We start from the raw sequence: 5488 nt of genomic DNA, 5'->3' as shown, positions 1-5488 counted from the left end.
AAGCTCCTCGGCTCCTTGCTTCAGTGTCACTATCTCTCGCTCATCACCTCAAGCCGCGCCAGATGGGGTCAGCTTGGCGCTTACGAAATGATTGCGAATGTGGTCGTTAAAGTAGCGGCCCTTCGCGAACGCGGCTTTGAATGCCGCAAAGGTCTCCGGCGGTACTCCCTCAAACTCGTACCGCTTGCCGCTGGCGACGAACCACACGGAAAGGACCTTGCGCTCCGGATCGTATTCCGTTTTGCGAATCGAGGTAGAGGGCATAAAGATCAACGAGCGGAAAAGCCGTCGTGTTCCCAAGAAGCCAGCCGCCAACAGCTTTGCGACCGTAGCTCTAGCTAGAACGCCGTTTGTGTCTCAGAGGCGCGACAACGCAAGTTCACCGGCCCGGCCAAGCGCCGACTATTTGACAAGCGCGCAAATGGCATATGCTGTCAGCGTCCAACCTGTTGGGGACGTAGTGGCTACATGCGCTTGTGCTACCCACCCCGGAGCTGGGGAAGTAACCGGCAAGCTCCTAGAAATTAGAGCATTTGAATTTGACGCGCTGGCATCGCCACCTATTACGACTTTTGGCTTGGGACACCAAGCCTGTGCGGACTTGTCTGGGCTTGTATCACTGGCACTTGCATAGTGGGTGATTTCCCAACCGCTGACGCCGTCCTTCCCCGCTGGACCCTCAGCCCCCATTGCACCTTTAGGACCCTGCTTGCCGGGCAGACCTGGTGGACCGGCAGGCCCTTGGGGCCCTGGGGGGGCCCGCCGTTGCGCAACCTGCAAGCAACGCGACACATGCTAGAGTGGTAATAATTCTCATGACCACCTCCCCGGTTTCCCGGTGAGTTTGACGACAAAAACATTCGCCAAATCGCGCGAATGTATCACCACGCGATTGTCGTGGATAGGAACGCGATCGGCGGCGAACGGAACGTCGTATATGCGCCGTGACGACGGGCAGCCAGCAATCGTGGCGGAGAGTGTTGACGCGCTTCGCGATCAGCCGGCGTAGTGAGCGCATGATCTCCCCACGCATCCAGCCGGCCTCCCCGATGAAGGTCGACGGCAAGATCGGTTGGAGCACCGTAAGCGTGAAGCTCACCCCATCTGGCGCGGCTTGATATGGCTTTTGACCGCATCAAAACCCCGCATCGCGCGGGGTTTTTTCGTAACGGCGCCAAGGCGCGATGGAAAGCGAAAGTAGCGTGGATCTCGGCTTGAGTGTCTATTCCAGACGGAATTCGACAGCGTGCGCTTCAGCATCGGTAATGAGGCCACCGTCGACGGCGGCTTCGAATGCTTTGGCAAAATACTGATCATCGGAAGTCTGGTGATTCTGGCCCGAAAGATCGATCGGATACGCGCCGATCACCCTGCCCGTGATTTTCTCGACTACCGTCACGGTCCGCTGCATTGGTTGTTTCTCCAATTAAAAGGAACCTATAGCACAGAGAATAGGAACATCCACGACACCCGCTCGCGAGCGGCTTCGAAACATTCGAACTACACCACCCGATGGGACGATCTTCAAGGCGCAATTCCGACAACCGCCTGAAGCATCCGCAAGGCGACCAAGCTATGCTGCTTTCGGCATCCGCGACGTGAATGTCGCTCTGGTAATCGCAATCGTCGTGCCAGTATTGCCCGTGACGGTGTCAATGCGTGCTTCAAGCTGTTTGACAAGTGCCTCCACGATCGCTGTCCCCAATCCGGCATTTGGGACGTCGCCAGCGGCTTTGCCCCAGCCATTGTCCGATACGGTCAACTTCCAATCCTCAGCGTCGGTCTCATAGGTCACCAAAATAAGCGCATCGGCCTTTTCCATGGGGAACGCATGCTTGATGGCGTTGAGAACGAGTTCGGTCACGATCAGGCCAAGGCTCACGGCCTTCTGGGAGTCTATTCTTCCATTTTCCGCCGTAACCTTGACGGCAATAGCCTGTGCTTCCCCGACCATCGAAGTGGCCAAACCGCTGCAAAGTTTCGACAGGTAAGAACCAACCTCGATTTCGTCGGCACCGGTCGAGGCATGGAGATGCCGCTGCACTTCGGCCACGGACAGCACGCGTTGATGGGCATCTTTCAGGTGCTGCCGCGTTTCATCCGACGTGACGGACCGAGCCTTCAGCAGCAGAATGCTGGCGATGATCTGCAAGCTATTGGCAACCCGGTGTTCCATTTCGCGCAGCAGCACATCCTTCTGCCGCAGCAGGTCTTCGGTGCGGCCGAGGAGCTCTTCCTTTTCCCTTTCGATAGCGCGGCGCGCCGTGATGTCATTGAAGGCGAGCAGGATGGTCGCGGCCGAACTGTGGTCGTAGAGGACCTTTCGCGCGTTGAGCAGCATCGTGCGCCGACCGATATTCGGGAAATCATGCTCGACCTCGAAGCCGTCCATGGCGGTCTTCTCGGGAATGATCGTCTCCAGGAGCAGGTGAAGTGCTGGAATGTCCCACTGGCCGTCGCCCAGTGCGTAGAGCAACGAGCCGTGCGTCTGCTCGGGGTCGACTTTGAAGGTCTGATAGAAGGAGCAGTTGGCCGCCAGCACGCGAAAGCTCTCGTCGAGCACGAGGAAGGGTTCGACGATCGTATTGACGATGGCCTGCGCCAGCGTCTGCGCGTCTTCGATATTTGCAATGGGGTGGAACAAAGGCTTCCAGGCCGATCCAGGGGTTCTTTCCCCTTGATTTTCTTTCTATCGGGTCGCCAGGCATCTGTCGCGAATTGAATCGGCCTGACACCACACAGCGCGCGGCCGGTCCACATGGGCATTTTTAATCAATGGCCTTGGAACGCCCAAGACGCTAACACCGGCTCGATGAGCCCCAGCACGCTTCAAGCATTCGATCTCCCGGAAACCACTCTCGAACTCGATGATGATGCGCTCTTGGATATCGTGCAGCGGCAGACGGTACGCTATTTCTGGGAAGGCGCGCATCCGGTCAGCGGTCTTGCCCGCGACCGGCAAAAGACCACAGGCGATCCCGCCAACGATCTCGTGGCGATCGGGGGGTCCGGTTTTGGTATTGCGGCCATCATCGTTGCGGTCGAACGCGGATGGATCGACCGCGTCGCAGCTTTATCGCACTTGCATGGCATGCTCGATTTCCTGGAAAACTCCCCGCGCTATCACGGCGTTCTTCCGCATTTTATGAATGGGCGCACTGGTGCGACTATTCCATTCCGCCGCAAGGACGACGGCGCTGATCTGGTCGAGACCACCTTCCTGTTTCAGGGTCTGATTTGCGCCCGCGAGTATTTCGTCAGGGCGGCAACCGAAGAAGTGCGCCTCCGCCATCGCGTGGACGCGCTGCTGTTAGAGGCCGAATGGAACTGGTTTGCACGCGGGACCCGGCAACTCATGTGGCACTGGAGCCCGAACTTTGGCTGGGCGATGGGCAGCCCGATCAAGGGTTGGAACGAATGCCTGCTCACTTTCGTGCTGGCGGCGGGATCGGCACGCCACCCCATTGATCCGGAGCTCTATCACGAAGGTTTTGCTGGTGGTCCCGGGTTTCTGAACGGGCGCGACCATGATGGGATCGTGCTGCCGTTGGGAATGAATTCTGGTGGTCCGCTCTTCTTTTCGCATTATTCTTTCTGCGGGCTCGATCCGCGAAACCTGAGTGACCGGTACGCCGACTACTGGCAGCAGAACCTCCGCCATACGCAGATCAATTATCGGCATTGCGTCCGCAACCCCCATGGCCATTCGGGATACGGCCCTGACTGCTGGGGTCTGACCGCGAGCCATGGGCCGCGAGGATACATCGCGAGTGCACCTGACAGGGACTTTGGCGTAATCACCCCGTCCGCTGCCCTGTCGAGTTTCCCTTATGCTCCCGGGGAAGCGATGCGCGCACTGCGCGGTTTCCTGACCAAGCCTCGAAACCGCATATGGGGCCGCTTCGGCTTTGTCGACGCGTTTTGCGAACCTCGCAACTGGTACTCCCGGACATATCTGGCGATCAATCAGGGGCCAATCATCGCAATGATCGAGAACCATCGTACAGGGCTTTTGTGGAGGCTGTTCATGGGCGCGCCGGAAGTACGCAGGGGCTTGGCGAGACTGGGCTTCACCAGCCAGCACCTCGACACATCAACGTCTGGCCAGGGGCCACGAGCTGCCGCGGGTATGGTTCCACTGGGTTGCACTTAGCGCCGCAGGGTGGTTTTGTCCCTGAGTGATCTGCTGGCAGGTCGGAGCAGTTCGCGAAGCGCGTCCCGCCGCGTCCTAGCTACTGCTCAGGATCGCGAAATGTCAGCGACTTGGTCTCGAGAAAGTCTAACTGCGGGCTCGAAGCGCTGTCACGTATTCCCGAAAACGATAGAATAGATAGCGGCACCAATAAATAACGCAGTCGACATTCTCATGAATAGCTGAAATGAAAAATACTCTCTCATCGCGGCCTCCCTTGTTTCTTATTAATTTTTCTCGGCCAAGATTTGACCATATCACATGAGGATACGATCTGGTAATTTATATTGGCGTCACGACGAAGATGATCAAATCAACGTCTGCGAGGAGTGCGTCGGCCCAGCATGTCAAAAGCGCGTGTCAAAACCATCCGTCTTCCCCTTAATTCCTGGTGAATCAGGCTGACGCGCTCCTCAGGAGGCCGCATAGGGAGGATTTGATGGCAGATCTAGGCACTGATCTAGCCCGCCGTGCCACCGGGTGCAGCGGATTTTTGCGTTATGAATCTCTCATCGCCCCGCAAATAACCGAAACCAAGCGGTCGCGCGCACTTTTGTGGAGCGCGCCTTTTGGGCGCCAGGCAAGGAAGTCGTCCACACTCATCCAGTCCACCGGATCTGAACCGGCTTGGGGTAGCTTGAATTCTACATAGAGATGCAATCCCCCGGCACGAAGACGACCCGCCACGTTCCGTTGGCATCGGCGGCAAGAGTGCAGGTGAGAGAGGTCATGGCAGAAACTCCTTCGGTACGAGCTTGCCAGACTGTCCGGGAAATTCCATCGCAACAAGTAAGTATTGACGCGCCGAGAGGTGCGGCGAATTGGGTTCGCCGTGGCTTGGCTTGATTCCGGCGGGCTGATCAGGCCTGGCCGAACTGGAATGCGGTCAGATCGTCATGGTCTCACAACGCTCCCTCGATCACCATGCCGGCGCGGATGCCATCAGCACCAATAGGATGACGGGCCAGCGCGATCGACCAGCCTTGGCGCGCTGTTCAGCCCGGCCCATGCCGGACAGCACGGCGACCAATGCCACCAGCTACACCACGGCGCGGGACTCGCGCTTTCGCCCTCTTCGGGAGAGATGCAATGTCGGTCCAAGGCACCGCTCGTCCTGCCGACCTCGCCATGTTGACCAAAGCACTTGATGGCGCTGCCGTGGGCAAAACTCTTGAAAAACATCCGCAACTGGAACTGTACACGCCTACATTGCTAGCACTACTTTGGCAGTTTTTTAGTTCTGGGAGCGTTTTGAGGATTCCCAAGAGCGGTTTTGCGTGATTCATGAGAGGTCGG

The 5488-nt window shown here is 57.9% G+C and carries 5 protein-coding genes; 2 read left to right on the top strand and 3 right to left on the bottom strand.

Annotated elements, in window-relative coordinates; genetic code table 11:
- Positions 1-48: 48 nt before the first annotated feature.
- From NKH42_RS30840 to NKH42_RS30830, 3 genes are all read right to left on the bottom strand, one after another.
- Complete coding sequence (locus tag NKH42_RS30840; RefSeq protein WP_352974820.1) at positions 49-315, bottom strand: KTSC domain-containing protein; 267 nt, start codon at positions 313-315, stop codon at positions 49-51.
- Positions 316-1222: 907 nt separating this feature from the next.
- Positions 1223-1411: a hypothetical protein gene (locus NKH42_RS30835; RefSeq protein ID WP_352509277.1), complete on the bottom strand. Its 189-nt coding sequence runs from the start codon at positions 1409-1411 to the stop codon at positions 1223-1225.
- Positions 1412-1573: 162 nt separating this feature from the next.
- Positions 1574-2644 (bottom strand): sensor histidine kinase, encoded by a 1071-nt coding sequence (locus tag NKH42_RS30830; protein ID WP_352509276.1) that lies wholly within the window; start codon positions 2642-2644, stop codon positions 1574-1576.
- Between the two features lie 114 nt (positions 2645-2758).
- Here NKH42_RS30830 and NKH42_RS30825 point away from each other — a divergent pair, with 114 nt between their 5' ends.
- Both NKH42_RS30825 and NKH42_RS30820 read left to right on the top strand, forming a co-directional pair.
- Complete coding sequence (locus NKH42_RS30825; RefSeq protein ID WP_352509274.1) at positions 2759-4153, top strand: glucoamylase family protein; 1395 nt, start codon at positions 2759-2761, stop codon at positions 4151-4153.
- Positions 4154-5281: 1128 nt separating this feature from the next.
- On the top strand, positions 5282-5473 hold the full coding sequence (locus NKH42_RS30820; RefSeq protein WP_352509273.1) for a hypothetical protein: 192 nt from the start codon (positions 5282-5284) through the stop codon (positions 5471-5473).
- The last annotated feature ends 15 nt before the right edge of the window (positions 5474-5488 follow it).

The organism is Mesorhizobium sp. M1142 (genome assembly GCF_040318565.1).
Lineage (GTDB): Bacteria > Pseudomonadota > Alphaproteobacteria > Rhizobiales > Rhizobiaceae > Mesorhizobium.
Note: the sequence above shows the minus strand (reverse complement) of the source record. Positions and strands in the feature narration are given on the sequence as shown.